The sequence below is a fragment of the Saccharopolyspora sp. NPDC050389 genome, from assembly GCF_040655595.1.
Classification (GTDB): domain Bacteria; phylum Actinomycetota; class Actinomycetes; order Mycobacteriales; family Pseudonocardiaceae; genus Saccharopolyspora.
The window spans coordinates 94,823-120,780 of sequence record NZ_JBFAKG010000002.1 but is presented as its reverse complement, the minus strand read 5'-3'; the positions used below and the strand labels follow the sequence as shown (position 1 = coordinate 120,780).

Here is a 25,958-nt window from a genome sequence, read left to right as displayed (position 1 = left end):
CGGCGCCCTTGGTCAAATTGGTTGGCAAAGGGCGCCGCTCGCTTCGCCGATCGGAGCCCAGGTGGGGTGTCTGCGGGCGGGTGCGCCGCCCGGCGGCGCCCTCCGGCGGGCGGGGCCGACCGGGTGCGGGAGTGAGGATCGGGGCCGGTAACCTGACGCACGATCAACGGACCGGGTCGAGAGCTCGGTCCCACCGAATGACGTGGACATACGGGAGGGCACGTGACGCCCACGCAGATCGCCGCGCTGATCGCCGCCGGAGCGTTCGTGCTGCTGGTCGTGCTGCTGGCGATCCCGCTGATCAAACTCGGCCGCACGCTGGACGAGGCGACCATCGCGATCCGCAAGGCGCACGAGAACTCCGATCCGCTGTTCACCGGCGCGAACTCGACCATCACGCACGTCAACACCCAGCTGGAGCGGGTCGACGGCATCACCGCCAACGCCAAGACGATCAGCGGCAACGTCTCGGCGTTGTCTTCGCTGTTCACGGCTACACTTGGTGGCCCGTTGGTGAAGACGGCGGCGTTCTCCTACGGGGTCAGCAAGGCGCTGCGGGCCCGCCGGAAGCGGCGGCAGGAGCCCGCCGGACGGCACTTCCGCCGCAAGGGCAAAGGGGGGCGCAAGTGAGGCGCCTGTTCTGGTTCGGCGCCGGCGTCGCGGCCGGGGTCGCGTTGGCGCGCAAGCTCAACGAGACCGCCCGGAAGGCGACGCCGAGCGGCATGGCCGAACAGCTGGGCGGCGCGGTCCGGGAGCTGGCCGGAGCCGTCGGCTCGTTCGGCGCCGAGGTGCGCGCGGGAATGCAGGAGCGGGAGCAGGAGCTGCACGACGTCGTCGAGCGCGGTAGCGCCGCCGACACGGTGCAGTTCCGCCGGATCGACGCCCCGGTCGCCGACGAGGGCGCGGCCAGCGGTCGGCGAGCTCGCCGGGCGGGCCGCTGACGCCGGCGCTTCGCGCCGCCAGCCGCTCGCCGGTACCCAAGCCGTCACCGTCACCCGAGTTCCCGAGGACCCACCGTGCAGACCCACGAGATCAACAACCGGTTCACCGAGCACTTCCGCGGCCGCGGCCACACCGTGGTGCCCAGCGCGTCGCTGATCCTGGACGACCCGACGCTGCTGTTCGTCAACGCCGGAATGGTGCAGTTCAAGCCCTACTTCCTGGGTGAGGCGCCGGCTCCGTACCCGCGCGCCACCAGCATCCAGAAGTGCGTGCGCACCGGCGACATCGACGAGGTCGGCAAGACCACCCGCCACAACACGTTCTTCCAGATGGCAGGCAACTTCTCCTTCGGCGACTACTTCAAAGAAGGCGCCATGGAGTACGCCTGGGAGCTGCTCACCAAGTCCCAGGCCGACGGCGGCTACGGCTTCGACCCGGCGCGGCTGTGGGTGACTGTCTACGAGAAGGACGACGAGTCCGCCCAGCTGTGGCAGAAGGTCGCCGGCGTTCCGTCCGAGCGGATCCAGACCCGCGACGGCAAGGACAACTACTGGGACATGGGTGTGCCCGGTCCCGGCGGCCCGTGCTCGGAGATCTACTACGACCGCGGCCCGAAGTACGGCCGCGAGGGCGGCCCGGTCGCCGACGAGGACCGCTACATCGAGATCTGGAACCTGGTGTTCATGCAGGACATCAGGGGCGAGCAGTCGCCGAAGCTGGGGCACCCGCCGATCGGAACGCTCCCGACCAAGAACATCGACACCGGCATGGGCGTCGAGCGGGTGGCGTGCCTGCTGCAGGGCGTGGAGAACGTCTACGAGACCGACCTGGTCCGTCCGGTGATCGCCAAGGCCGAGGAGCTCTCCGGCCGCCGCTACGGCGCGAACCACGAGGACGACGTGCGCTTCCGCGTCATCGCCGACCACGCCCGCTCCGGCGTGATGCTGGTCGGCGACGGCGTCACCCCCGGCAACGAGGCCCGCGGCTACGTGCTGCGGCGGCTGCTGCGCCGGATCATCCGCTCCACCCGCCTGCTCGGTGTGCAGGAGCCGGTGCTCGGCGAGTTCAGCAAGATCGTGCGCGACGCGATGGCACCGAGCTACCCGGAGCTGGTCACCGAGTTCGACCGCATCGACTCGGTGATGCGCAACGAGGAAGACGCCTTCCTGACCACCCTGACCGCCGGCTCGAAGATCTTCGACCTGGCGGTGGCCGACACCAAGAAGGCCGGCGGCAAGCAGCTGGCCGGTGAGCAGGCCTTCCAGCTGCACGACACCTACGGCTTCCCGATCGACCTGACGCTGGAGATGGCCTCCGAGCAGGGCCTGACCGTCGACGAGCAGGGCTTCCGGAACCTGATGTCCGAGCAGCGCCGCCGGGCCAAGGAGGACGCCAAGGCGCGCAAGACCGGGCACGGCGACCTGTCGACCTACCGGACGCTGCTGGACCAGCACGGCACCACCGAGTTCATCGGCTACACCGACCTGCAGTCGCACAGCCGGGTGCTGGGCCTGCTGGTGGACGGGCAGCCGGTGAAGTCCGCCGCGGCCGGCGCCGAGGTCGAGCTGGTGCTGGACCGCACCCCGTTCTACGCCGAGGGCGGTGGCCAGATCGCCGACACCGGCCGGCTGGTCGGCCCCGGCGTGGCCGTCGAGGTGCACGACGTGCAGCGCGCGGTGCCGGGCCTGTTCGTCCACCGCGCCAAGATCGTCGAGGGCGAGCTCGGCTTGGACACCACGCTGGAGGCCGCGGTCGACGTCGCGCGTCGCCACGCGATCGAGCGGTCGCACTCCGCCACCCACCTCGTGCACGCGGCGGTGCGCAGCGCCTACGGCAGGCGCGCCGCGCAGGCCGGTTCGCTGAACTCGCCGGGCCGGATGCGCTTCGACTTCACCGCCCCGTCGGCGGTGTCGGCCACCGTCCTCAGCGGAGTCGAGGAAGAGGTCAACGACTACCTGCAGAGCGACGTCGAGGTGCAGGCCTACACCACGACGATGGACCGGGCCATGGAGCTCGGCGCCGTCGCGCTGTTCGGCGAGAAGTACGGCGACCAGGTCCGCGTCGTCGACATGGGCGACTACTCCCGCGAGCTGTGCGGTGGCACCCACGTGCCGAGCATCGCCCGCCTCGGCGTGGTCAAGCTGGTCGCCGACTCCTCCGTGGGTTCCGGCGTGCACCGAGTCGAAGCGCTGGTCGGCATGGACGCGATGCGCCACATCAGCAAGGAACACCTGCTGGTCAGCCAGCTCGCCGAGCAGTTCAAGGTGCCGGCCGACGAGCTGCCGGAGCGCATCCAGGGCGTCGTGTCCCGGCTGCGCAGCGCGGAGAAGGAGCTGCAGCAGCTGCGCATCGCGCAGGTCCTGCAGTCCGCGGGCGAGCTCGCCGACAAGGGCACCGACGTGCACGGCGTGACGCTGGTGGCCGAGCAGGTGCCGGACGGCGTGGACGGCAACGCGCTGCGCGCGCTGGCCGGCGAGATCCGCGGCCGGCTCGGCTCCCGCCCGTCCGTGGTGGCGCTGTTCTCCGCCGACGAGGGCAAGGTCAGCTTCGTGGTCGGCGTCAACGACGCCGCGCGGGACAAGGGCATCGCGGCGGGCAAGCTGGTGCCCGGCTTCGCGGCCGAGGTCGGCGGGCGTGGCGGCGGCAAGCCGGACATGGCGCAGGGCGGCGGCTCGAACCCGGCCGGCATCACCGCGGCGATCGCGGCACTGCGCACGGCGCTGGACCAGGTGGTGGCTGGCGGGTGACCGAACACCGGCAGGCGGACCCCGGACCGGGACGTCGGCTAGGCGTCGACGTGGGTGCGGTCCGGGTCGGTGTCGCGCTCAGCGACCCCGCCCCGATGCTGGCGACCCCGCTGGTCACCCTGCGGCGGGATGCCGACGGCAACACCGATCTCGCGCAGCTGGCCGAGCTCGTCGCCGAACACGAGGTGGTGGAAGTCGTGGTCGGCCTGCCCAAGACGCTGGCGGGCCGGCACGGAATCGCGGCGGAGACGGCGCAGGCCTACGGGGCGGCGCTCGCGGAGCGGATCGCGCCGGTGCCGGTGCGGTTCGCCGACGAGCGGCTGACCACCGTGACGGCCAGCCGGATGCTGTCGCAACGCGGAGTGCGGGGGAAGAAGCAGCGGGCCGTGGTCGACCAGGCGGCCGCGGTGGAGATCTTGCAGGCGTTCCTGGACAGTCGGGGGAAGACACGAGAGGACCTTTCGTGACCGACGATCTCGGATTGTTCGCGGACGAGCCCGACGAGCGGCAACGGCGCGCCCCCGACCCGGAGCGGTTCCGCCGTCGCAAGCGGCGCCGCCTGGTGACCGCGCTGGCCAGCCTGTTCGTGCTGGTGCTGGTCGGCTTCGGCGTGCTGTACGCGGGCAGCCAGCTCATGCAGATCGGTTCCTACGAGGACTACGAGGGCGAGGGCACCGGCGACGTCGTCGTCGAGATCAAGTCCGGCGAGACCGTCAGCGCCATCGGCCGCAACCTCGCCGAGCGGGACGTGGTGGCCAGCACCAAGGCGTTCACCAAGGCCGCCGAGCCCAACCGGCAGATCAACACCATCCAGCCGGGCTACTACCTGATGCGCAACAAGATGTCCGGCGAGGCCGCCGTGGCGCACATCCTGTCGCCGGCGGCGAAGGTCGGCCGGGTGGACATCCGCGCCGGCATGCGGCTGGAGGACCAGCTGGCACCCGACAACGGGCACACCCCGGGCGTCCTGACCAAGCTCGCCGAAGCCAGCTGCGCCGGGGCCAACCCCAACTGCATCACCTCCGAGGAGATGCACCGGGTCGCCGCGACCGCCGACCTCGCCTCGCTCGGCGTGCCGCAGTGGGCGATCGCCGACGCCTCCAAGGCCGAGCCGAAGCGGCGGCTGGAAGGCCTGATCATGCCCGGCCTCTACGACGTGAAGCCCGGCGAGACCGCGGAGAACGTGCTGCGCGACGTGGTCACCCGGTCCGCGGCGGCGCTCGACGTCGCGGGATTGCCGAAGGCCGCCGAGGGCACCCGCTACAGCCCGTACGAGCTGCTCAAGATCGCATCTTTGGTGCAGAGCGAAGGCATCACCAAGGACTTCGGGCAGATCTCGCGGGTGATCCACAACCGGCTCGCGCCGCCGGCGATGCACCTCGGGCTGGACTCCACGATCAACTACCCGCTGGACAAGCCGTCGCTGCTGACCAGGCCGGAGGATCGGGAACTGCCGGGCGTGTACAACACCTACAAGAACTACGGCCTGCCGCCGACGCCGATCTCGGCGGTCAGCAAGGAAGCCGTCCAGGCGGCGGAGACGCCCGCCGACGGCACCTGGAAGTACTTCGTCAAGTGCTACCCGGACGGCACCTCCTGCTTCGCCAACACGCCGCAGGAGCACGAGGCCTACATCGACGAGGCGCGGGCACGTGGCGCCTTCTGAGCCGCGACGGGCAGCGGTGCTCGGCTCGCCGATCGAGCACTCGCTGTCCCCGGTGCTGCACGGCGCCGCCTACGCCGCGCTCGGCCTGCACGACTGGACCTACGAGCGAGTGGAGGCCGACGCCGACCGGCTCGTCGAGTTCGTCGCCGGGCTGGGCCCGGAATGGGCCGGGCTGTCGGTCACCATGCCCGGCAAGCGAGCGGCGCTGGGCGTCGCGAGCGAGGTCAGCGAGCGGGCCGCGGCGGTCGGAGCGGCGAACACCCTGGTGCACCGGCCCGACGGCAGCTGGGCCGCGGACTGCACCGACGTCGACGGAGTCGTCGGAGCGCTGCGCAGCGCGGGCGGATTCACCACCGGCCACAGCGGGCTGATCCTGGGAGCCGGCGGCACCGCCGCCGCGACCCTGGCCGCCTTCGCGGAGCTCGGGCTCAGCGAAGCGACGCTCGCGGTGCGCGAGCCCGCGCGAGCGCGCGACGCGGCCGAGACCGCGGAGCGGGTCGGGCTGCGGGTGCGCGTGGAGCGGCTGGACCGCGTCGCGCTCGCGGACGCCGCGGCAGCGGCGGACGTCGTGGTGTCGACGCTCCCGGCAGGGGCGTTGGACGCGCAAGCGGCGGAGCTGGCGAAGGCGGCTTGCGTGCTGGACGTGGTCTACCACCCGTGGCCGACGCCACTGGCCGCCGCGGTCACCGCGGCCGGCGGGCGGATCGCCACCGGGCTGGACATGCTGCTGCACCAGGCGTTCGGCCAGGTCGAGCAGTTCACCGGGCGCTCGGCGCCCCGCGAGGCCATGCGCGACGCCCTCGCCGACGCCACCGGTGGCGAACTCCCGCTCCCGCTCTGATCCAGGGCATCTCTGCAGGTCAGGACCCGTGTGTGCTTTGTGCTGCCATAGCGACACAAAATACGCACGGGCATTTTCCAGCGGAAAGCCGAACGGCCCCTCCTCGGGGTGGGAGGGGCCGCTCGCGTTGTTCCGGTCAGTTGTTGTCGAGGTCCGAGGAGACCAGCTGGGCGACGTGGTCCAGCGCCGCCTCCGCGCCCTCGCCCTCGGCCGCGAGCACCACCTCGTCGCCGTGGCCCGCGCCCAGCGTCATCAGGCCCAGGATGCTGCCCGCTTCCACCGGATCCGTGTCGTCCTTGCGGATCGTGATCTTCACGGGCTGCGCTGCGGCGGCCTTGGCCACCAGTGCCGCCGGCCGCGCGTGCAGCCCCACTTTGCTCGCCACGGTGACCCGTCGCTCGAACATGGTTCTCCGTTCGTCGGGGGAATGGGGAAACGTTGGCCGGGGATCAGCTCTTATCGGGGCCCGGCTTGGCTTCCTCACCAGCATTATCCGTGCTCACCTCGGCGTTTTCCGTGTCGTCCTCCTCACGCCCCGGGGTGCGCATGTTCCACTTCGTGATCACGAACCGGAACACGAAGTAGTAGATGACCGCGTAGCCCAGGCCGATCGGGATCAGCCACAGCGAGTTCTGCGAGATGCCGAAGTTGAGCAGGTAGTCGATGGCGCCTGCGGAGAACCCGAACCCGGTGTGGATGTCCAGGGCGTTGACCAGCGCCATCGAGGTGCCGGTGAGCACCGCGTGGACCAGCAGCAGCGGCCAGGCCACGAAGATGAACGCGAACTCCAGCGGCTCGGTGATGCCGGTGAGGAACGAGGTGAGAGCCACCGAGATCATGATGCCGCCGACGACCTTGCGCTGCGACGGCTTCGCGCACTGCCAGATGGCCAGCGCCGCGGCGGGCAGGGCGAACATGAAGATCGGGAAGAAGCCGGTCATGAAGGTGCCCGCGGTCGGGTCACCGGCGAAGAACCGGGCGATGTCGCCCTTCTCGCCGTGGTAGTCGCCGAAGAGGAACCAGACCACGTTGTTCGGGATGTGGTGCAGGCCGAATGGCAGCAGCAGCCGGTTGATCACGCCGTAGATGCCGCCGCCGATCACCGCGTTCTGGGTGACCGCGTCGCTGAAGGCGGTCAGCGCGGTGTCGAAGATCGGGAACAGCAGGCCCATGATCACGCCGGCGATCACCATGGCGAACGCCGTGACGATGGGCACGAATCGCCGGCCGCCGAAGAAGCCCAGGTAGGCGGGCAGCTTGATGCGGTGGTAGCGCTGCCACAGCCAGGCCGCCGTCAACCCGGCGACGATGCCGCCGAGCACGCCGTACGGGCCCTTGTTGAAGGCCTTGTCCGCCTCGGTGCCGGTGATCTCCCAGAGCACGCCCGAGAGCACCAGGTAGCCGACCGCGCCGGCCAGCGCCGTGGAGCCGTCGGACTTCTTGGCGAAGCCGATCGCTACACCGATCGCGAACAGCAGCGGCAGGTAGTTGAACAGCGCGTTGCCCGCCGCGCCGATCACCCCGGCCACGGGCTGCATCCAGTGCAGCGTCGCGCCGAGTCCCTCCTTGCCGAGCAGGTCGTCCTGGCCGAGGCGGTTAAGCAGCGCGGCGGCGGGCAGGACCGCGATCGGCAGCATCAGGCTCCGGCCGAGCCGTTGCAGCAGGGCGAAACCCTTTCTGTTGCCCTTCGCCGCGGTGGCGTTGGCACTCATCGGTTACCTCCTGTGTCGTGGAGACCGGGTCGTCTGGCGGGATGTTCGCGTCCGGTCGGCCCGCCGGGCCGCCTGGACGGGCGGTGGTGGCCGGAACCGCTCGGGTTGCGGTCCAGCTGCATCGTCACCTGGTACAGGTCGCCGCGGTACCAGGAAGTCATGTCCTCGATCGGGCGACCCTGGGCCGTGGAGATCCGGCGGAACACCAGGACCGGGCTGCCGGTGCGGACCCCGAGCAGCCGCGCGGTCTCGGCGTCGGCGCCTTCGGCGAGCACGGTCTGCGTGCCGCTTTCCAGTTGCACCTCGTAGTTGCGGGCGAGAAGGGTGTACAGCGAGTCGGACAGGTCGTGGTCGAGCAGGCCGGGCAGCAGCCCGGCGTGGTACCAGCCGCGTTCCACCGCCATCGGCGCACCGTCGGCCTTGCGCAGCCGGTACAGCCAGTACGCGGGCTGGCCGGGCCGGAGTCCGAACGCTTCGGCGGTGGTCGTCGGCGGGATCGCCTCGGTCGCGTCGAGCAGCACCGTCTCCGGCTGCATGCCGCGGCGGCGCATGTCCTCGGTGAATGAGGCGAGGTGCAGTTGGGAATCCACCCGCGGCCGGGTGGTGAAGGTGCCCTTGCCGCGCACCCGCACCAGCAGGCCTTCGGCGACGAGCTGCCCGACCGCCTCGCGGACGGTCAGCCGGGAGACGCCGTAGCGCTCCGCGAGGTCGCGCTCGGACGGCACCGGCGAGCCGGGCAGCAGTTCTTCGCTCGCCAGCTCGCGCAGGATCTCCCGCAGCTGGGCGTGCTTCGGCGTCGGGCCGTCACGCAGCACGTCAGTCACGCCCTCAGGGCGGGAACTGCCGTCCACGGTTCGCCGTGCGGCCACTCTGCCTCCATCGGTCTTGCTGGACATCGACGTCCGGTGCCCTGAGGGGCACACTGCACCGGACGATCCGAGGGGATCGGATCCGATGCTGTTCACCGGTCCGGCCGAGTTGGTACTGTCCGGTCTAAACCAGTCGGTTGCGAACAATGCGCTTTCATGCGATCGAGTGTCAAGACGGCTCGTGATTCGTTGCCGCATCGACACCGAGTGGCGCAAGATCGTCGCGACGCGGTGCGCAACGCCTGCGTCGTCGGAGGACGAAGGGAGCACGGGGTGGCTCAGGACAAGGCCGCGGCAATCCTGGCCGCACTTGGCGGCGGGGACAACGTGGTGGAGATCGAGCCGTGCATCACGCGGCTCCGCTGCGAGGTCGAAGACGGTTCGAAGATCGACGAGGCGGCGCTGAAGGCCGCCGGGGCGCACGGCGTGATGATGCAGGGCTCCGTCGTGCAGGTCGTCGTGGGTCCGGAGGCGGACACGCTGGCCGAGGACATCGAGGACCTGCGGTGAGCACCGAGGTCGGCAGCCCGGTGGCGGGCCTGGCCACCGCGCTCAGCGAGGTTCCCGACCCGGTCTTCTCGCAGGCCATGGTGGGTCCGGGGGCGGCGGTGCAGCCGTCCGGTGGGCGGGCCGACGCGGTCGCGCCGGTGGCCGGCACGATCGCGACGCTGCACCCGCACGCCTTCGTGGTCGCCTCGCCCGGCGGCGCCGCGGTGCTGGTGCACCTGGGCATCGACACGGTGAAGCTGAAGGGCGAGGGCTTCGAACTGCACGTGGCCAAGGGCGACCTCGTCGAGGCCGGCCAGCGCATCGTCACCTGGGACCCGTCCGAGGTGGAGTCGCACGGCTACTCGTCGATCTGCCCGGTCATCGCGCTGGACATCGCGCCGGATGCCCTGGCCGACGTCCGCGAGGACGGCCAGGTCGTCACGGGCGACACCCTGTTCACGGTGGACGCCTGAGCCTCGGGCCGCGGCGCGCCACGTTTTGAAGCGAACGGCCTGTTCGCCTCGTTGGAAGAGGTGAACGGGCCGTTCGTTCGCGGTGAGCTTCCCGACACGCGCGGGTTCGCGGATCGGGTGCCCGGGCAACGGGGTCGTCGCGTCGATGCTGGTGCGATGGTCGTGTTGATCGGGATCGCCGGTGGCGCAGCGGGTTTCGGCGCGGGCCGGCTCGGGCGGCTCTTGTTGTGCTCGGTGCGGAGGGGAGTCCGGCCGCCTCGGATGTGGTGCGAGGTGGCGGTGGGTCTGCTGTGGACGGTGGTGGCCGTTCGAGCGGCGAGCGGGATGCCGTTGTGGTGGGCGGCGATACCGCTGGCGCTCGGCTGGCTCGCGGTGTTGCTGACGGCGTGCGACGTGCTCGCCTCGCGGCTGCCCGATGTGCTGACCCTGCCCGCGTATCCGGTCGCGGCGGCGCTGTTGGCCGTTGCGGCGGTGCACCGGCCGGCCGTGCTGCTCGGCGGCGTCGCCGGTGCGGTGGTTTTCGCCGGGACGTATCTGCTGGTGCGCGTGGTGTCGCCGGGTGCGATGGGGCCGGGCGACGTGAAGCTGGCGGGCAGCCTCGGCGCCGTGGTGGGCGCGGTCTCGTTGCCGGCGGTGCTGCTCGTGATGGCGGTCGCGGCGGCGTTGACCCTGGTGGCGGCACTTTGGGCGAGGATCGGCGGCGTCCCGCACGGCCCCGCCATGCTCGCCCCGGCCTGGCTCGTCACCACCTTCGCCCCGTGGCCGTGAGCAGATGGAATGGTCATTCATGATGTCGGCGATCCCGCAACGAGGAGGCGGCGGCGATTTCCGCAGGGGTTCCGCCACCCGCACCGCAGCGCAGGGTGAGTTTGGAAACAAGCAGTGCAGGACCCCCGGGCGGGTTCAGTTGGGACTGAACGTGGCAGGATCTATGTGTGCTGCGTTGGATGACCGCTGGAGAATCGCATGGCCCCGCCCTGGTGGCGGTGCTGGAAGGCATGGTGGCCGGTGTCGAGGTGACCTCCACCGACATCGCGACCCAGTTGGAGCGGCGCAAACTCGGATTTGGCCGCAGCCCCCGGATGAACTTCGAAGCCGACGAGCTGGAGCTGATCGGCGGCGTCCGGCACGGGCGCACCCAGGGCGGCCCGGTCGCGATCCGCATCGGCAACACCGAGTGGCCCAAGTGGGAGCAGGTGATGGCCGCCGACCCGGTCGACGAGGACGTGCTGTCGTCGTTGGCCCGCAACGCGCCGCTGACCCGTCCCCGGCCCGGGCACGCCGACCTCGCCGGGATGCAGAAGTACGGCTTCGAAGAGGCCCGGCCGGTGCTGGAGCGCGCGAGCGCCCGCGAGACCGCCGCCCGCGTCGCCGTCGGCACGGTCGCCCGGCAGTTCCTGCAGCAGCTGCTCGGCGTGGAGATCGTCAGCCACGTCATCAGCCTCGGCGGCGTCGACGCCACGCATGACGTGCTGCCCGGCCCGGACGACCTGGACGCCATCGACCACAACCCGGTGCGCGCCTTCGGCGACGACGCCACCGAGAAGATGATGGCCGAGGTCGACGCAGCGAAGAAGGACGGCGACACCCTCGGCGGGGTCGTCGAGGTCATCGCCTACGGGCTGCCCCCGGGCATCGGTTCGCACGTGCACTGGGACCGCAAGCTCGACGCGCGGCTGGCCGGTGCGCTGATGAGCATCCAGGCGATCAAGGGCGTCGAGATCGGCGAGGGCTTCGCCAACGCGCACCGGCGCGGCAGCGCGGCGCACGACGAGATCTACCCGGACCAGGGCGCCAAGTGGGTCCGGCGGGACAGCAACCGGGCCGGTGGCCTGGAGGGCGGCATCACCAACGGCGAGCCGCTGATCGTCCGCGCGGCCAAGAAGCCGATCTCCAGCCTGCCGCGGGCACTGGCCACTGTGGACATGGTGACCGGCGAGCCTGCGCAGGCGATGCACCAGCGCTCCGACATCACGGCGGTGCCGCGCGCCGCGGTGGTCGCCGAGACGATGGTCGCGCTGGTCCTCGCGGAGGCCGTGCTGGAGAAGTTCGGCGGCGACTCGCTGCCGGAGACCCGCCGCAACGTCGAGGGCTACCTGGCCTCGCTGCGCGAGCGCGCCGAGAAGCGGCAGGTGCGGTGATGGCCCCGCGCGCCGTGGTGATCGGCCCGCCGGGCGCGGGCAAGTCGACGATCGGCCGGCTGCTGGCGCAGCGCCTGGACGTGCCGTTCCGGGACACCGACGACGACATCGTGCAGACCGCGGGCCGGCCCATCTCCGACATCTTCGCCAACGACGGCGAGCCCGCGTTCCGGGCCATGGAAGAGGAAGCGGTCGCCGCGGCGCTGCGCGAACACGACGGCGTGGTGGCGCTCGGCGGCGGCTCGGTGCTTTCCGAACGCACCCGCGAACGGCTGGCCGGGCATCCGGTGGTCTTCCTGTCGGTGGGCCTGGCCGAAGGCGCCAAGCGCGTCGGGCTGTCCACCGCGCGGCCGCTGCTGGCCGGGGTGAACCCGCGCGCCACCTTCAAGGCGCTGCTGGACGCGCGGCTGCCCATCTACCGCTCGGTGGCGGCCGTCGAGGTCGCCACCGACCACGTGACGACCGGTGAGGTCGTGGAGCAGGTCGTCGCCGCGCTGGCCGCTAGCAGCACGCCGTCCAACTGATCAGAACCGAAGCCCGAAGGGGACGATGATGACCGAACCGGTGCGGATCAGGGTGGCCAGCCAGCAGCCCTACGACGTGGTGGTCGGCCGGGGACTGCTCGGCGAGCTCGTCGACTTCCTGCGCGACGCATCGGTGGTGGCGCTGGTGCACCAGCCCACCATCACCAACACCGTGGAGGCCGTGCGCGACGAGCTGGCCGCGGCCGGCGTGGACGCGCACCGGGTGGAGATCCCGGACGCCGAGGACGGCAAGAGCCTGCAGGTTGCCGGATTCTGCTGGGAGGTCCTCGGCAAGGTCGGCATGGACCGCAACGGTGTCGTGGTGTCCTTCGGCGGCGGTGCGGTCACCGACGTCGCCGGGTTCGTCGCCGGGACCTGGATGCGCGGCGTGCGCGTGGTGCACGTGCCGACGACGTTGCTGGGCATGGTGGACGCCGCGGTCGGCGGCAAGACCGGCATCAACACCGACGCGGGCAAGAACCTCGTCGGGCTGTTCCACGAGCCGAGCCTGGTGCTGGCCGACCTGGCGACGCTGGAGGGGCTGCCGCGCAACGAGCTCGTCGCCGGGATGGCCGAGATCGTCAAGGCGGGCTTCATCGCCGACCCGGAGATCCTGCGCCTCATCGAGGCCGACCCGGCGGCGGCGACCGACCCGGCCGGCGACGTGCTGGGCGAGCTGGTGCGCCGGTCGATCAAGGTCAAGGCCGACGTGGTCGCCGCGGACCTGAAGGAATCGCACCTGCGCGAGGTGCTCAACTACGGTCACACCCTGGCCCACGCCATCGAGCGCCGGGAGCGCTACCGCTGGCGTCATGGCGCGGCGGTCAGCGTCGGGCTGGTGTTCGCCGCGGAGCTGTCCCGGCTCGCCGGGCGGCTCGACGACGAGACTGCCGACCGGCACAAGCGGGTCCTCGACCTGCTGGGCCTGCCCACCAGCTACGACCCGGACGCGCTCGGCCAGCTGCTGGAGGCGATGCGGGTGGACAAGAAGACCCGGTCCGGGGTGCTGCGGTTCGTCGTCCTGGACGGCCTCGCCAAGCCCGGCCGCCTGGAGGGCCCGGACCCGTCGCTGATCGCCGCCGCGTACTCGGCGGTCACCGGCGGCGAGGCCAAGTCGGGCTCGGAGGTGCTGCTGTGAAGGTGCTCGTCCTCAACGGGCCGAACCTCGGCAGGCTGGGCAAGCGCGAGCCGTCGGTCTACGGCAGCACGACCTACGCCGATCTGGTCGGGATGTGCGAGCGCGCGGGCGCGGAGCTGGGCGTCGAGGTGGAGGTCCGGCAGACAGACCACGAGGGCGAGATGGTCCAGTGGTTGCACGAGGCCGCCGACGAGCAGTGGCCGGTGGTGCTCAACGCGGGCGCGTGGACGCACTACTCGATCGCGGTGCGCGACGCGGCGGCGCAGCTCGCCGCCGACCTGATCGAGCTGCACATCTCCAACGTGCACAAGCGCGAGGAGTTCCGGCACGTCAGCTACCTGTCGGCGGTTTCGACCGCCGTCATCGCCGGGCTCGGCGTCGAGGGCTATCCGCTGGCGATCCGCTGGCTGGCCGACAAGGCGCGCGACTAGTTCTCGCGGTTCGGGGTCGTGAGTGTTTTGGGCTGCTATAGAGCCTGTTTCCGAACTTGCTCTGCTTGGCGGTGCGGGTGGCGGAACCTCAGGCGTCTTCTCGCTGTGGGATCCCCGACATCATGAATGCCAATTCACCACGTCGGGGCTGTCCTCGCGAGAAGACGCCTGAGAACCCGCGGCGGTGCGAGTTGCGAGGGTGGGCTAAGCGGCTGCGCCGCTTCAAAGACAAAACCCCGCGCTACCACACCTCACACCACGACATCCAAAACAGCCGCTATAGCGATCCAAAACACTCACGAACTGGCCGCGCCTCCTCCCGTTCGGGATCTAAGTTTGGTGCAGGTGCCCTTCACCTCGGTGTTGGCGCGGGTCTGGGGGGAGCATCGGTGCGGGATCGGATTCGGCTGCGCTGGTTGGCCGCGTTGGCCGCCGTCGCGTTGCTGGCGGGTTGCACGCAGGTCGAGGGCGCGCCCGGCCCGCAGCCGCAGGCGGAGAAGCGGGCCGAGCCGCCGAAGGCACCGGTCAAGCTGGCTGTCGGCGGCGAGCGCGGCAGTGCCGGGGTGGTGGCGGCGGGCGGGATGCCCGCGCCGTACAACTACGGCCCGACCGCGCTCGTGGAGGGCGGGAAGTACCGCACCTGGTGGTGCAGCCAGCTGCCCGGGGTCGGCCCGCCCGGCGACGACATCCTGACGGCCGAGTCGGGCAGCCCCGACGGGCCGTTCTTCGCCGCCGGCGGCGCGCCTGCGGTGCCGGTCTTCACCGGGCAGCCCGGCGCGTTCGACGGCATGCACACCTGCGATCCGTCGGTGTTGAAGGTCGGCGGTCGCTACTACCTGTACTACACGGGCGCGGCGGGGGATCACGCGCACGGCAACGCCATCGGCGTGGCCAGCAGCGAAGACGGCTTCGCTTGGCGGCGGGAGGCCGGCGGCAGGCCGATCGTCCTGGCTTCCCGCGAGGTGAACCGGGACAACGTCTACGGCGCGGGCCAGCCGGCCGCGCTGTACCTGGACGGCTGGTTCTACCTGATGTTCACTGACACCACGGCTTCCGGGGCGGGCTGGAACGGCGCGGGCCAGTTCGTGCTCCGCGCGCGCAATCCGGAGTTCACCGATCAGATGCAGTCGTTGACGGAGACGGGTTTCGCGCCCGCGGGCGCGCAGCGTTCGCGTTCGGTGGTGGACGCCTTCAGCGCGGACTGGATGTGGGTTCCGGCGCTGGACGCGTTCGCGATCGCCCACCAGACCTCGGCGGGCACCACGATCACCTTCTGGGACCGGGATTTCACCCGCCACCCGTACGATCCGGTGGTCGTGCCCGGCCCGTGGCGGGAAGGCCCGGGCCTGGTCCGCAGCCCCGACGGGCACGCCTCGGAATCCAGAGCGGACCCGTGCAGCACAGTTCCGGTGGACGTTCTCCGTGCCACTGCGGAGTTTCCGTCGCCGACGGACATCCGCCACTTCGGCATCGACGTGACCGGCTTCGACGGGTGCCGGACGGCGGCGCAGGCCGCGGCGGTCCTCGACGGGTTCGCGGTGCCGTCTCCGGCCCGCACCGTGGACGTGGTGCGGGCCGGCCAGCGGATCCGCGTCGAGCGCCGTTCCGTCGCCGAGCAGCTGGTCACCAAGGTTCTCGACGAGCGGGTGCCCGTGCTGGATTCGCTGCCGGTCGCCGGCACGATCCGCTCTGCGGTGCCCGCCATGCGGTCTCCGCAGGGCGCGGTCGGGCTGCTCGACGACAAGGGTCGATTGTGGACGGTGAGCGCGGAGGTGGCTGCCGCGAACGATTCGCCGATCACCGACGTCTCCCAGCAGGAATGGGACGCGCACACCCCGGCCGGCGACCTCCGGCGCTGATCAGCGCCCGGCGACCAGATCGGCTACCCGCAGGTCGGTCAGGAACATGTAGCCGGGCGCATGCGTGATCGCCAGCTCCGGGCGCACCTCGGCGAGCACCGCCTGCGGCGTGACGCCGCACGCCCAGAACACCGGCACCTCGTCGGCTTCGAGCGGCATCGGATCGCCCCAGTCCGGTGTGGACGGATCGGCGATGCCGATCTCCGCCGGATCGCCGACGTGCAGCGGCGCGCCGTGCGCGAACGGCAGCTCGGCCGTCACGGCGACGGCGCGCTCCACCTCCGATCGCCTGATCGCCCGCATGGACACCACGACCGGCCCGTGGAACCGGCCGACCGGTCGGCAGCGCAGCGACGTCCGGAACATCGGCACGTTCCCGCCCGTTTCCAGGTGGCGCAGCCGCACCCCGGCCGCGAGCAGCCGTTCTTCCGCGCTGAAGCTGCAACCGAGCAGGAAGGCTACGAAGTCGTCGCGCCAGAGCTCGCGCACTGAGTCCACTTCGGACTCAACGATGCCGTGCCGGTGCACCCGGTACTTCGGCAGATCCGTGCGGAGATCGGCGTGCGGCGCCACCCGGAGCCGGTCGGCGATGCCGGGTTCGGTGGCTTCCAGCAGCGGCAGCGGCTGCGGGTTCTGCCTGCAGAACTCCGCGAACTCATCCGCCAGCTCGCCGGGCAGGACGACCAGGTTCGCCTGCACGTATCCGGCGCACAGGCCGGTGGTGACGGAGCGCCAAGCGTCGGCCCGGATGCTCTCCCGCGCCTCTGCCGGAGTGGATTCCGCCGTGATGGAAGGCATTTCGGAACTCCTTCAGTCGAGGTCGGCGTCGCGGGTTTCCGGCCCGCGGAGCGCGCCGATCGCGGCCAGCGCCCCGCCCAGCACGATCAGCACGATCGGCGTGTACTCGTACGGCATGAGGTTCGCCAGGCCCAGCATGTAAAAGGCGTAGAACCCGGGGATGATGACGGCCAGGCTGTAGCCGATCCCGTAGCCGGAGGCGCGGACGCCGGTGGCGAAGCGCTCGATGATGTAGGTCGAGACGATTCCCCACGGCGACACGGTGAGCACGAGCGCGGCCGTCGCGTAGACCATTACCAGCAGCGTGCTCCCGTCGCCCGCGGCCGCGCCGATGGCTTCCCGGACCATCGCGACGAACATGACCGGTGCCAGCAGCACCGTCCAGATCCCGGACAGGACGAGCATGCGGCGTCGGCCGAAGCGCTGGCCCAGCTGCGCCATCACCAGGTAGCCCGCGGCGACGAAGACGTTCGCGACGAGCAGGCCGGTGTTCACCGTGGTGCTCGGCAGGCCGATGACCGCGGACAGCAGCGCCGGGGTGGCCGACAGCGTGGCCTGGACGGTGAACCACATGCCGGTCATCAGCAGCAGCACCTGCAGCAGTTTGCGCCGGTGCTCTCCGGTGACCAGTTCGCGCAGCGGCGACTTCGGCTTCTCCGTCCGCTGAACCCGTTTGAACGCGGCGGATTCCTCGACCTTGCGGTAGTAGAACAGGAACCAGGCCGAAAGCGCCGCGCCGACGAAGAACGGGATGCGCCAACCCCATTGCACGTACGGCGAATCCGGGCTTCCGGCCGGGGCGAACTGGAAGGTGATCGCGACGACGATCGAGATCGCGATGTAGCCGAGCGGATAGGAGGCGGCGATCATGCCGCCGACCAGGCCGCGCAGGCGCTTCGGGCTGGCCTCCATCGCCAGCGGGTTCGCGCTGGAGTACTCGCCGCCCATGAACACGCCGCCGACGAACCGCAGCAGCAGCACCAGGATGATCGACAGCCAGCCGATCGTCGCGTAGCCGGGCAGCAGGCCCATCAGCAGGGTGCAGCCGCCGGCGCCGGCGACCGCGACCAGGGTGGCTCGGCGGCGCCCGGTGATGTCCGCGATCCGGCCGAAGATGATGGCCCCGACGGGCCGGCCGATCAGGGTCAGCGCGAGGGTCACGTAGGACAGCGTCGCCGCGACGGAGGCCGAGGCGTGCTGGGGCTGGAAGTAGGCGATGGCCGGTGTCAGCGCCACCACGGGCAGGTAGATGTCGAAGTAGTCGACGAAGAATCCGAAGCAGGCGCCCTTCACCGCGCGCTTCGCCGGTGGGCTCAGCCGCTGCTGGTCGGGGTCGTTCGCTCGGTTGGTGAGATCAGTGGCCATGAAGGAGCGCTCCTTGGCTCGGGTGAGCGAGGCGTGGCGCTTGCGTCGGTGTAGGGATTGGTCCCGTGTGGACAGTCGACGCTCCGTTGCGCTCGCGGGGCGGCCGCGAGTGGCCCGACTTTAAGAGTTCGTCAGACGATAATCAAGGCATGCCGCGTCGTCGGCTCGCCGTTCGTCAGTCGATGAAGTGATTCTGCAGCGCTTCTTCCGCGTCGACGAGATAGGCGTCCAGCAGGGTTGCCGCGCCTTCGACGTCGCCGGAGCGCAGCGCGTCGGCGATCTCCTCGTTGCGCTTGAGGAACGCCGAGTGGAACACCTGGGTGTCCTTCATGTGCGCGTAGGCCAGCCGGAACTCGGCGAGGATCTCGCTGACCACCGCGTCCAGCCGGGCGCTGCCGGCCAGCGCGACGAGCGCCTCGTGGAACCTGATGCTGGCCGCCGCGACGTCGTCCCAGCGGCCCTTCCCGGCGGCCTCGCGGCCGTCGGAGATCGCGGCGGAAAGCCTGCGCAGCCCGGCGGGCTTGAGGCTGCGAATGTGCCGGAGAGCAGCGCATTCGATAACCCGGCGCACCTCGTAGAGGTCGGTGACGTCCTGCCGCGAGAGCTGCCGGACGAAGACGCCGCGGCTGAGCTCGTGGACCAGCAGCCGCTCCCGGATCAGCAGCCGGAACGCCTCGCGCAGCGTGCTGCGGGAGACGCCGTGCGCCTGCTTGACGCGTTCTTCGGACAGCCGCATGCCGGGCACGAGTTCGCCGGTGGCGATCTCGGCGCGCAGCGCGTCGGCCACCCGGCTCGCGGCGCCACTCGTGTCGGTCACGTCCGTCCCCTTCGTCAGGCCGCGGCGGGCGCACGCGGTTCGTGCAGTTTACCCGGCGGCCGGCGGCCTTCCGACGTAAATCGTCGGACGATCCGTTGCCAGATTGTCGGACGATCCGTACTGTCCCGGGTTGCGCTCCCCGTCGAACCGGAGGGTTCAAATGGCAGATTCACGTTCGCTGCGGGTCGGGGTGGACATCGGCGGCACCTTCACCGACCTGGCGGTCCTCGACGACAGCGGGATCGTCGCCGTGGGCAAGGCGCTGACCACCCACCACGAGCCCGCCGCGGCGGTCGAAGCGGTGCTGCAGCAGGCCATCGCGGATCACGGGCTCGACCCGGCCGACATCGCGACCGTCGTGCACGGCACGACCCTGGTCACCAACGCGCTGATCGAGCGCCGCGGCGCGCGCACCGCGCTGCTCACTACCGAGGGCTTCCGCGACGTGGTCGAGATGGGCCGCGAACACCGGTACGAGCTCTACGATCTCGGGCTCGAACTGCCGCGCCCGCTCGTGCCCCGGCACCTGCGGTTCGGTGTGCGGGAACGCGTTCGCGCCGACGGCGCGGTGGTGACGCCGCTGGACGTGGCCACCGTCAAGCAGCTCGGCGTCGAATTCGCCGCCGCGGGCGTCGAAGCCGTTGCCGTCTGCTTCCTGCACAGCCACACCAACGGCGAGCACGAGCGGCAGGCCAGGGAGATCCTCGAAACCGCCGCGCCGGAGCTGCGGGTGGCGCTGTCCAGCGAGGTCAACCCGGAGATCCGGGAGTACGAGCGGAGTTCCACCACCCTCGCGAACGTCTACGTGCAGCAGCTCGTCGAGGACTACCTCGCCGACCTGCGCGCCCGGCTCGGCCGCCTCGGGGTGCGCACCGATCCGCTGATCATGCTGTCCAACGGCGGCGTCGCGGCGATCGAGGTGGCGCGGCGGTTCCCCATCCGGATGCTGGAGTCGGGGCCCGCGGGCGGCGCGCTTGGCGCCGTCGCGTTCGGCCGGACCGCGCGGCGGCCCGACCAGCTGGCCTTCGACATGGGCGGCACCACCGCGAAGCTCTGCATGATCGAGCAGGACCGCCCGCTGATCACCCACGCCTTCGAGGTGGACCGGGTGTACCGGCTGCGCGCGGGTTCCGGGCTGCCGGTGCGCGCGCCGGTGCTCGACATGATCGAGATCGGCACCGGCGGCGGCTCGATCGCCCGCGTCGACCCGCTCGGCCTGATCACCGTCGGCCCCGACTCGGCGGGCTCGGAACCCGGGCCGGTGAGCTACGGGCGCGGCGGCACGCGGTGCACCGTCACCGACGCGGACGTCGTGCTCGGCTACCTCGACCCGGCGCGGTTCCTGGGCGGCGACATGCTGCTGGACGCGGCGGCCGCCGAGGCGGCGATCCGGGAGCAGGTCGCGGACCCGCTGGGCGTGTCCGTCCAGGAGGCGGCGTGGGGCATCCACACCACGGCGAACGAGAACATGGCCAACGCCGCCCGGGTGCACGCCATCGAACGCGGGCAGGACCCGGGCCGGCTGCCGCTGTTCGTCTCGGGCGGGAACGGGCCGCTGCACGGGCCGGGCGTGGCGCGGGCGCTCGGCTCGCCGTCGATGGTCGCGCCGCCGGCCGCCGGAGTGCTGAGCGCGCTGGGCTTCCTGTCCGCGCCGATGTCGATCGACATCGTCCGCTCCCGGCACGCGCTGCTCGGTGAGATCGGGCTCGACGAGGCGGCGGCACTGTTCGCGGAGATGGAGTGTGAGGGCGCCGAGGTGCTGACCGCGTCCGGCGTCGCGGCAGCCGACGTCGCCCACGAGCGGACGCTGGAGATGCGATTCGTCGGGCAGGGCAGCGAGATCGAGGTGCCGGTGCCGCCGCTGGGCGGCGACGGCTGGCGCGACGAGGTGCTGGCGAGCTTCCGGCGGCAGTACGCGCAGCGCTTCGGCACGGTCGCCCCGGCCGGCGTCGAGCCGGAGCTGCTCACCTGGCGGGTCACCGCGCGCGGTCCTGAGCCGGCCGCGCGGCTCGGCTTCGAATCCACTTCGGACGGTCGGGAAGCGCTGATCGGGCACCGCGACGCCTACTTCCCGTCGGACGGCTACGAGTCGATGCCGGTCTACGACCGGTACCGGCTGCGCGCCGGCGCCACGCTGACCGGGCCGGCGCTGGTGGAGGAGCGAGAAGCGACGCTGCTCGTCCCGCCCGGTGCGCGCTGCACCGTCGAAGCCGACAGCAGCATCTTCGTCGAGTTCGCCGTTGGAGGTTCCCGATGAGCCGCGTCGATCCGGTGCTGGTCGGCCTGGTCGCCAACCGGCTGCACTCGCTGCTCGACGAGCAGCAGGCCGCCCTGGTGCACACCGCGTTCAGCCCGGTGGTGCGCGAATCCCTGGACCTGGCCTGCGCCGTGTTCAACTCGGCGGGCGAGATGGTGGGGCAGTCCAGCGGCGGCACTCCCGGCCACATCAACGCGATGGCCACCGGGATGCGGCACATCGTCGCGGAGTACCCGCCCGAGGTCCTGGCCGACGGCGACGTGCTGATCACCAACGACCCGTGGATGACCTCGGGGCAGATCAACGACATCACGATCGCCACGCCGGTCTTCCGGGGCGGGGCGCTGATCGCGTGGTTCGCCAGCTGCTGCCACTCGCCGGACATCGGCGGCCGGATCCTGTCCGCGGCGGCCACCGAGGTCTTCGAGGAGGGGCTGCGGCTGCCGATCCTGAAGCTGCGGACGGCAGACGGTCCTAATAGGACGCTGGAGCGGTTGATCCGGGCCAACGTGCGGACGCCGAACGAGACGATGGGCGACATCTACGCGCAGGTGTCGGCCAACCAGGTCGGCATCCGCAGCCTCGGCCGGATGCTGGACGAATTCGGCCTCGACGGCATCGACGAGGTCGCCGCCGAGATCATGCTGCGCTCGGAGCAGGCGCTGCGCGCGGCCCTGCGGGAGATCCCGGATGGAACGTACTCGGCGAGCATGGACTCGGACGGCTTCGACGGCGACGCGATCCACCTGACGGTCGCGGTGACCGTCGACGGCGACGCCGTCCGCGTCGACTACTCGGGTTCCTCGCCGCAGTCCCCGCACGGCGTCAACGTGGTGCTCAACTACACCCGGGCGTACACGTCGTTCGCGATCAAGGCGGCGCTGGCGCCGGAGGTGCCGCACAACGCCGGGTCGTTCCGGCCGGTCGTGGTGGCCGCGCCGCGCGGCTCGGTGCTCAACTGCGTCGAGCCCGCGCCCGTCGCCTCCCGCCACCTGGTCGGGCATTTCCTGCCCAGCCTGCTCTTCGAGGCGCTCCGCCCGGCCGTGGTCGGCGGGCTGCCCGCGGTGAGCGCGGACGCCTTGTGGATGACGGTGTGGCGCGGCGGCGGCATCGACGAGCCGCGGCCGTTCACGCTGACGGTCTTCGGTGCGGGCGGGACCGGTGCGCGGCCGGACAAGGACGGCCTGAACACCACCGGTTTCCCGACCGGGGTGCGCGCCGCGCCGACCGAGGTGCTGGAAACCCTGACGCCGCTGGTGCAGTGGCGCCGGGAGTTGCGGCCGGATTCCGGTGGCGCGGGGCGGTTCCGCGGCGGCTTGGGCCAGGCGGTGGAGGTGTCGCGGCACGGGCCGCACGGCTGGACCGTCAACGCGAACATCGACCGCGTCGACTTCCCAGCGGTCGGCGCGGAGTCCGGATCTGCTGGCGCGGCAGGGGAATTCGTCGATGCGAGCACCGACCGGGAGCTGCCGCGCAAGCAGCTGGTCCGGCTCGGCGCCGATTCGCGGGTGCGGCTGCGCTTCCCGGGCGGAGGCGGCTACGGCCACCCGGAGGCTCGCCCGGTCGACCGCGTCCTCGACGACGTCGTCAACGGCTACGTGAGCATCGACGCCGCACGCGAGCTCTACGGCGTGGAGATCGAGTACACCGGCGACCCGGACGCGCTGGTGCGGCCGCCCGATTCCTACCGCGTTCGAAGCGCGACACCGCGCCGTTGACCCGGATGATGGGCGCCTTCGGGATTGCTCGACGGCGCCCGTCGCGCGCGGATCATCGGTCGCCGCGGCCGGGCTTCATGGTCTGCACGGAGAGCTGGTGCACCTTGTCGTTGGTGCAGCCGGTTTCGGCGTAGTCGAACTCGATGTACATCGACGCGGTTTCCTGCGGCGGGTAGATCCGCAGGCCGCGGACCGGCTCCGGCCGGCAGTTCTCGGGTTCGTAGTTCTCGACCGCCACGTACCCGATCACGGCGGAGGCCTGCTCGCCGGGCTCGAGGGTGATCGGCGGGCCCTTCTCGTCGACCCGGGAGGCAGCCGCGCCGACCTGGTGCCCGTCGTTGCCGCCGACGTAGGACACGCCCGGGAAGCCCTGGATCACGCACCGGTGGCCGCTGGTGTTGGTGAAGATCAGCGGGCGGTAGGCGGTGCCGGCCGCCGCGCCGCCCTTGCCGAACGACAGCTGGAGATCCGGGGCCTTGCAGAGCCCGTTGTCGGGCTGCTGATCCGGCCGCGCGGTCGTCGAGCCCACGGCCGGGGCCGTGGTCTCCGCGGGCGTGCCGGACTCGGTCGACTCGGCGGGGGCCGAGTTCGCGGGCGGATCCTGGATGACGGATCCCGGTCCGTCCGCGCTCGATCCGCCAGGACTGCAGGCGGCCAGCCCGACCGTCAACGCCGCCGCCGTGACCGCGAGAATCCTCGCTCGAATCATCGATCCAGCCTCTCCGTGCACCAATGTCGGCCGTAAGACGCGCCGTCGGCGGCGAGGTTGCCGGAGTTGTTCAACCTGTGATCATCGGGCGCCGAGGAGCCCAGCCACCAGCCCGCGGGCGTAGGCGGCGTCGAGACCGTTGGGGCGGAACAGGATGCGGTACATCATGGGCGCGACGACGTGGTCGATGACCGCTTCGGTGCCGGGTGCGTTCTCCCCGCGTCCGGTCGCTCGGGCGAGGATGACGTCGATCTGCTCGGCCGCGTAGGCCGAGCACTGACCGGCGTTGCTGCCGTCCGGGTCGCCGAGCAGCGCGTCGCGGATGTAGGCGCGGCCCGGGGGAGAGGCCATCTCCTCCAGGAACTGCTCGGCCCAGCCCGTCAGGTCGGCGGCCAGGTCGCCCCGGTCCTCCGGCGGCGACTCGGGGCGCAGCCGCTCGACCGCCACGTCCGACAGCAACTCCTGCAGGTCGCCCCAGCGGCGGTAGATCGTCGACGGCGTGACCCCGGCGCGGGAGGCGACCAGCGGAACCGTCAGCGCGTCCCGGCCCACCTCGGGTTCGAGGTCGCGCACGGCGGTGTGCACCGCTTCCTGGACACGGGCGCTGCGACCACCCGGACGCACCATCGGTTTACGACCCATGGCCCAACCTTAAAGCAAATTCCTAGCTTCTAGAGAATTTAGAAGGGGTTCGCGTAGCGGAACCTCAGACGCCGTCCGGACTCTGGGATCCCCGACGTCCAAACCGGGGTCGTCCTCGCCGGACGACGTCTGAGAACCCGCGGCGGTGCGCGCGCCGCAAACGGCTGACGCCGCTGATCGTCGCAGGTGCTCAGGCCGCCGGCGCGAGCTCGCGGGCGGGCTCGGTCTGCTCGTACGCGTGCCCCACCCGCAGGAGCACGTCCTCCGCGAAGGGCTTCCCGAGCAGCTGCATGCCGATCGGCATGCCCGCCCGATCGCGGCCGACCGGCACGGACAGCGCGGGCACCCCGGTGATGTTGGCGGGAGCCGACAGGCGCACGTAGGCGTCGGAGGCGCTCTCGCTCGTGCCGTCGGGCCAGGCGATCGGTTCCGCACCGGCCCGCACTGCGGTCACCGGCACCGTCGGGGCGGCGATCACGTCGACGTCGTCCATCATGCGCGCCCACGCCTGCCGCATCAGCGTCTGGGCGCGCTGGGCGCGCAGGTAGTCCGCGGCGGGCATCAGCGCGCCGGCTTCGAGGAGGATGCGGACATCGGCGTCGTAGGTGTCCGGGACCGTTCGCAGGGTCTGCTCGTGGTACGCGGTGGCTTCGGGAACCATCAGGCCCCAGTGCGTCGCCTGGATGTAGCGCGTCATCGGGATCTCGACCTCGACGGGCCGGGCGCCGAGGCTCGCGAGGCGGTCGACGGCCTGCCGGACCGCGGCCTCGACCTCGGGGGCGATCCGGTCGAAGTAGTAGTTCCGCGGCACGCCGACGCGCAGGCCGGTCAGGTCCGTTCCGGCGGGCGGCAGGTGGTTCGGGTCGCCGGGATCGCGCCCGGCGAGGACGGCCAGGACCAGGGCCGCGTCTTCGACGGTGCGCGTGATGGGGCCGACGTGGTCCAGGGACCAGGACAGCGACGTGACGCCGTGCCGGGGAACGAGGCCGTACGTCGGCTTGAGGCCGACCACCCCGTTCAGCGCGGCCGGCACCCGGATCGATCCGCCGGTGTCGGTGCCCAGGGCGAACGTCGCCGCTCCCGCCGCGACCGCGACGGCCGACCCGCCGCTGGAGCCGCCGGCGACTCGTTCCTGATCCCAGGCGTTGTTCGTCTGCGGCGTGATCAGCCCGTAGGCGAACTCGTGGGTGTGGGTCTTGCCGAGCAGCACGGCACCGGCCGCCGCCAGGCGCGTGGCGACCGCGCTGTCGGCCTCCGCGCGATGATCGGCCCGCACTCGGGAACTCGCCGTGGTCGCCGTGCCGGCGACGTCGATCAGATCTTTCAGGCCCATGGGAATCCCGCTCAGCGGGCCCTCGAATCGGCCGGCCGCGCGTGCTTCCTGCCGTGCCCGTTCCGCCGTCACCGCGACGTAGGCCCGCAGGCGCGGCTCGACCTGCTCGATGCGGTCGAGCACCGAGTCCACCAGTTCGACGGGCGATAGCCGCCCAGCCCGCATCGCCTCAGCGGCGGCCGCGACGGACAGTTCATACGGCTGCATCGTGCTGCTCCTCGTCTGCGCGGTGGGCGGGTGCGGTGTCGCCGAAGTCGAGCTCTCGCAGGATCGCGACGACGGAGTGGATGTGTTCGGCCGTGGCCGCGACCTCGGCGTGGCGGTCGGCCGCCAGTGGGAGCCCGGAGCGGGCGGCCCACCGGGCGGCTTCCGACGGCGTGAGTCCAGCAGACATGAGCGCGCTCTCCTGTCGGATAAAAGCTAACAGTTTGCTTTAGTTGACCATAGGGCCTATCGTTACTTAAAGCAAACGGATAGCTTTTAGTTG

26 protein-coding genes are annotated in these 25,958 nt (G+C 71.3%); 16 read left to right on the top strand and 10 right to left on the bottom strand.

Annotated features, from left to right (window positions below):
* Positions 1-222 precede the first annotated feature (222 nt).
* From AB0I53_RS01935 to AB0I53_RS01910, 6 genes are all read left to right on the top strand, one after another.
* Complete coding sequence (locus AB0I53_RS01935) at positions 223-630, top strand: DUF948 domain-containing protein (RefSeq protein ID WP_010311092.1); 408 nt, start codon at positions 223-225, stop codon at positions 628-630.
* Positions 627-941: a hypothetical protein gene (locus tag AB0I53_RS01930; protein WP_358594930.1), complete on the top strand. Its 315-nt coding sequence runs from the start codon at positions 627-629 to the stop codon at positions 939-941. The genes AB0I53_RS01935 and AB0I53_RS01930 overlap by 4 nt, the downstream gene beginning before the upstream one ends.
* A gap of 75 nt (positions 942-1,016) precedes the next feature.
* Positions 1,017-3,689, top strand: coding sequence for an alanine--tRNA ligase (gene alaS, locus AB0I53_RS01925; protein ID WP_358594927.1), 2,673 nt, complete (start codon positions 1,017-1,019; stop codon positions 3,687-3,689).
* A complete protein-coding gene (gene ruvX, locus AB0I53_RS01920) occupies positions 3,686-4,156 on the top strand; it encodes a Holliday junction resolvase RuvX (protein WP_358594924.1) in 471 nt (156 codons plus the stop codon). Before alaS ends, ruvX begins: the two co-directional genes overlap by 4 nt.
* Entirely contained in the window at positions 4,153-5,355 is a 1,203-nt protein-coding gene (mltG, locus tag AB0I53_RS01915) for an endolytic transglycosylase MltG (RefSeq protein ID WP_358594921.1), read from the top strand. The genes ruvX and mltG overlap by 4 nt, the downstream gene beginning before the upstream one ends.
* The gene (locus AB0I53_RS01910) at positions 5,342-6,196 is read left to right on the top strand and encodes a shikimate dehydrogenase (RefSeq protein ID WP_358594918.1); all 855 of its coding nucleotides are present in this window, start codon (positions 5,342-5,344) and stop codon (positions 6,194-6,196) included. Before mltG ends, AB0I53_RS01910 begins: the two co-directional genes overlap by 14 nt.
* Before the next feature lie 136 nt (positions 6,197-6,332).
* Here AB0I53_RS01910 and AB0I53_RS01905 read toward each other — a convergent pair whose 3' ends face one another.
* The 3 genes from AB0I53_RS01905 to AB0I53_RS01895 are packed head-to-tail and all read right to left on the bottom strand — an operon-like array spanning position 6,333 to position 8,777.
* Entirely contained in the window at positions 6,333-6,602 is a 270-nt protein-coding gene (locus AB0I53_RS01905) for an HPr family phosphocarrier protein (protein WP_358594916.1), read from the bottom strand.
* 43 nt (positions 6,603-6,645) lie between these two features.
* On the bottom strand, positions 6,646-7,908 hold the full coding sequence (locus AB0I53_RS01900) for a PTS transporter subunit EIIC (RefSeq protein ID WP_358594913.1): 1,263 nt from the start codon (positions 7,906-7,908) through the stop codon (positions 6,646-6,648).
* Positions 7,905-8,777 carry a GntR family transcriptional regulator gene (locus tag AB0I53_RS01895; RefSeq protein ID WP_358594910.1) on the bottom strand — a complete coding sequence of 291 codons (873 nt, stop codon included), beginning with the start codon at positions 8,775-8,777 and terminating at the stop codon, positions 7,905-7,907. The genes AB0I53_RS01900 and AB0I53_RS01895 overlap by 4 nt, the downstream gene beginning before the upstream one ends.
* Before the next feature lie 273 nt (positions 8,778-9,050).
* On the opposite strand from AB0I53_RS01895, the gene AB0I53_RS01890 reads away from it, so the two are divergent.
* The 8 genes from AB0I53_RS01890 (at position 9,051) to AB0I53_RS01855 (ending at position 15,832) form a co-directional block, all read left to right on the top strand.
* Positions 9,051-9,287, top strand: a complete 237-nt coding sequence (locus AB0I53_RS01890) for a glucose PTS transporter subunit EIIB (protein WP_093275268.1) — start codon at positions 9,051-9,053, stop codon at positions 9,285-9,287.
* On the top strand, positions 9,284-9,739 hold the full coding sequence (locus AB0I53_RS01885; RefSeq protein WP_358594906.1) for a PTS glucose transporter subunit IIA: 456 nt from the start codon (positions 9,284-9,286) through the stop codon (positions 9,737-9,739). Before AB0I53_RS01890 ends, AB0I53_RS01885 begins: the two co-directional genes overlap by 4 nt.
* Before the next feature lie 156 nt (positions 9,740-9,895).
* Entirely contained in the window at positions 9,896-10,507 is a 612-nt protein-coding gene (locus AB0I53_RS01880) for an A24 family peptidase (RefSeq protein WP_358594904.1), read from the top strand.
* A gap of 167 nt (positions 10,508-10,674) precedes the next feature.
* Positions 10,675-11,880: a chorismate synthase gene (gene aroC, locus AB0I53_RS01875; RefSeq protein ID WP_358594901.1), complete on the top strand. Its 1,206-nt coding sequence runs from the start codon at positions 10,675-10,677 to the stop codon at positions 11,878-11,880.
* Positions 11,880-12,404 carry a shikimate kinase gene (locus tag AB0I53_RS01870; RefSeq protein ID WP_358594898.1) on the top strand — a complete coding sequence of 175 codons (525 nt, stop codon included), beginning with the start codon at positions 11,880-11,882 and terminating at the stop codon, positions 12,402-12,404. Before aroC ends, AB0I53_RS01870 begins: the two co-directional genes overlap by 1 nt.
* A 28-nt stretch (positions 12,405-12,432) precedes the next feature.
* On the top strand, positions 12,433-13,542 hold the full coding sequence (gene aroB, locus AB0I53_RS01865; protein WP_358594895.1) for a 3-dehydroquinate synthase: 1,110 nt from the start codon (positions 12,433-12,435) through the stop codon (positions 13,540-13,542).
* Complete coding sequence (aroQ, locus tag AB0I53_RS01860; RefSeq protein ID WP_132493853.1) at positions 13,539-13,973, top strand: type II 3-dehydroquinate dehydratase; 435 nt, start codon at positions 13,539-13,541, stop codon at positions 13,971-13,973. Before aroB ends, aroQ begins: the two co-directional genes overlap by 4 nt.
* A gap of 389 nt (positions 13,974-14,362) precedes the next feature.
* A complete protein-coding gene (locus AB0I53_RS01855) occupies positions 14,363-15,832 on the top strand; it encodes a beta-xylosidase (RefSeq protein WP_358594892.1) in 1,470 nt (489 codons plus the stop codon).
* Here AB0I53_RS01855 and AB0I53_RS01850 read toward each other — a convergent pair whose 3' ends face one another.
* The 3 genes from AB0I53_RS01850 to AB0I53_RS01840 all read right to left on the bottom strand — a co-directional run bounded on the left by AB0I53_RS01850 (position 15,833) and on the right by AB0I53_RS01840 (position 18,812).
* Positions 15,833-16,630, bottom strand: coding sequence for a putative hydro-lyase (locus AB0I53_RS01850; RefSeq protein ID WP_358594890.1), 798 nt, complete (start codon positions 16,628-16,630; stop codon positions 15,833-15,835). It abuts the gene before it with no gap.
* 12 nt (positions 16,631-16,642) lie between these two features.
* Entirely contained in the window at positions 16,643-17,995 is a 1,353-nt protein-coding gene (locus AB0I53_RS01845; RefSeq protein WP_358594888.1) for an MFS transporter, read from the bottom strand.
* Positions 17,996-18,170: 175 nt separating this feature from the next.
* Positions 18,171-18,812 carry a GntR family transcriptional regulator gene (locus tag AB0I53_RS01840; protein ID WP_358594886.1) on the bottom strand — a complete coding sequence of 214 codons (642 nt, stop codon included), beginning with the start codon at positions 18,810-18,812 and terminating at the stop codon, positions 18,171-18,173.
* Positions 18,813-18,972: 160 nt separating this feature from the next.
* Here AB0I53_RS01840 and AB0I53_RS01835 point away from each other — a divergent pair, with 160 nt between their 5' ends.
* Both AB0I53_RS01835 and AB0I53_RS01830 read left to right on the top strand, forming a co-directional pair.
* A complete protein-coding gene (locus AB0I53_RS01835; RefSeq protein WP_358594884.1) occupies positions 18,973-21,069 on the top strand; it encodes a hydantoinase/oxoprolinase family protein in 2,097 nt (698 codons plus the stop codon).
* Positions 21,066-22,787, top strand: a complete 1,722-nt coding sequence (locus AB0I53_RS01830) for a hydantoinase B/oxoprolinase family protein (protein WP_358594882.1) — start codon at positions 21,066-21,068, stop codon at positions 22,785-22,787. Before AB0I53_RS01835 ends, AB0I53_RS01830 begins: the two co-directional genes overlap by 4 nt.
* A gap of 52 nt (positions 22,788-22,839) precedes the next feature.
* On the opposite strand, the gene AB0I53_RS01825 is transcribed toward AB0I53_RS01830, so the two are convergent.
* The 4 genes from AB0I53_RS01825 to AB0I53_RS01810 form a co-directional block, all read right to left on the bottom strand.
* The gene (locus AB0I53_RS01825) at positions 22,840-23,496 is read right to left on the bottom strand and encodes a DUF4232 domain-containing protein (protein ID WP_358594879.1); all 657 of its coding nucleotides are present in this window, start codon (positions 23,494-23,496) and stop codon (positions 22,840-22,842) included.
* Between the two features lie 81 nt (positions 23,497-23,577).
* Positions 23,578-24,138 carry a TetR/AcrR family transcriptional regulator gene (locus AB0I53_RS01820; RefSeq protein WP_358594875.1) on the bottom strand — a complete coding sequence of 187 codons (561 nt, stop codon included), beginning with the start codon at positions 24,136-24,138 and terminating at the stop codon, positions 23,578-23,580.
* Positions 24,139-24,328: 190 nt separating this feature from the next.
* Complete coding sequence (locus tag AB0I53_RS01815) at positions 24,329-25,678, bottom strand: amidase (RefSeq protein ID WP_358594872.1); 1,350 nt, start codon at positions 25,676-25,678, stop codon at positions 24,329-24,331.
* Positions 25,665-25,865: a hypothetical protein gene (locus AB0I53_RS01810; protein ID WP_358594870.1), complete on the bottom strand. Its 201-nt coding sequence runs from the start codon at positions 25,863-25,865 to the stop codon at positions 25,665-25,667. The genes AB0I53_RS01815 and AB0I53_RS01810 overlap by 14 nt, the downstream gene beginning before the upstream one ends.
* Positions 25,866-25,958: the final 93 nt, after the last annotated feature.